The 1,477-nt window shown below is 39.7% G+C and carries 2 protein-coding genes; both read left to right on the top strand.

Features of this window, described 5'->3' with window-relative positions; genetic code table 11:
• On the top strand, positions 1–710 hold a 710-nt coding region (locus tag CDZ78_RS20350; RefSeq protein WP_174664605.1), incomplete at its 5' end, for an NAD(P)/FAD-dependent oxidoreductase.
• Positions 711–851: 141 nt separating this feature from the next.
• Positions 852–1,412 carry a hypothetical protein gene (locus CDZ78_RS20355; protein ID WP_087871573.1) on the top strand — a complete coding sequence of 187 codons (561 nt, stop codon included), beginning with the start codon at positions 852–854 and terminating at the stop codon, positions 1,410–1,412.
• Positions 1,413–1,477 lie beyond the last annotated feature (65 nt).

Here is a 1,477-nt window from a genome sequence, read left to right on the forward strand (position 1 = left end):
TAAGCAGTATTGATAAAATAAAGAATCTAGGTAAATTTGCCTTATACCAGCATTATAAGCTTGCTGAAACTGAGGTCTCTAAGGAATTATTTGCGCATGGCAACATCAAGATACTATTATCTGATATCGGCTGGGTATGGTGTATTCCTTTAACTTTTGAGCGCTTAAGTGTCGGCTTAGTCGTACAGAAGCAGATACCTGGTAATTTAAAACAGGCTGCGCTTTTTGAACTTTATATTCAGGCTTCGTCCTATATGAGTGCTCTATTAATGGATGCAGAAGAACTCTCGGAAGTACAGGTCGAAGCCGATTTTAGCTATCGAAATAAGCAGCGTTATGGGCAGCGCTTTGCCTGTTGTGGTGATGCGGCCGGTTTTCTCGATCCGGTCTTTTCATCGGGTTTTTTCTTCGCAGTGAAAACAGCCGAATTTATTGCTGATCAATTACATCAAGGTTTGCTCGCTGGGACAGAAGGAGACAAGGATCTACAAAAGCAAAATGATACGTTTTATCAACAAGGCTTTAATACCATGCATTGTTTGATTGAACGATTCTATTGCTCCAATATAGTCGAAAATCTGTTTTTTGAGTCGGATCGGCAACTGGATATAAAAAAGGAAATTGTCGCTTTATTAGCAGGCGATTTGTGGCAGGAGGGTAATTCCTTTCAGCAAGGTTTATTACATGGCAGAAGCAAAGCTGCTTCATAATTTTGACAGAATGGTTAAAAAGGGGAGTAGACTAAAGTCTACTCCCCAGGTTTCAGTGTGCAATTTATTATATCTGAACTGTCTAGTGTGCTAATCCAGCGGGAGTGCTTCTGGGTATTATTTAATCTTTAGGAGAATACAATGAAATTAGTAAAGTTATTACCCATTTTGTTATCTTTGTTTATTGTCTCATGTGCAAATAATAACCCTAGTGGTGCACCGAGTGTTGAAAATGAGGCTAAGCCAGTAGCATATTCAGGAATTGGTACTTTAAAAATTGCTCCAGTCATTTTTGCCAAGGATTTACAGGTTAGAGAGGCGGTGCGCAAAGAGTGCCAGCTATTAACTAAATTGCCTGGTTTTGTGCAAAGTTATGCGCAAGATCAATATGCAGGTATAGATTTAGATGCTAAAAGGTCAACAAAGTCTGATTATCTGAAAATTGAGATAACAGACCTGCCTAAATATAAAAAGAATGCCTGGGCAGGGCGTGGCGGCCAATGGGTAACAGTGAAAGGGGCTTTGCTTAGAAAAAGGAAGAAGACGATGACATTTACTGCGAATCGAGGCTCTATGGGAGGGTTTATGGGTGCCTATAAAGGTACTTGCGCCTTATTAGGGGGCTGTACCAAGACTCTGGGAAATGATATTGCCGAGTGGCTGAAAAATCCAGTGGATGGTGCAACTTTAGGCGATATGTAATTGTTGAGGCATAATTATAAAGCTGAAGTTTCCCAATAATTATTTATGGTAAAATTGAAACTATG

Source organism: Bathymodiolus platifrons methanotrophic gill symbiont (assembly GCF_002189065.1).
In the GTDB taxonomy this organism is placed as follows: domain Bacteria; phylum Pseudomonadota; class Gammaproteobacteria; order Methylococcales; family Methylomonadaceae; genus Methyloprofundus.

Bases quoted from the DNA above. Each gene is read 5' to 3' on its own strand.
- CDZ78_RS20355 (WP_087871573.1), top strand. From the start codon at position 852: ATGAAATTAGTAAAGTTATTACCCATTTTGTTATCTTTGTTTATTGTC.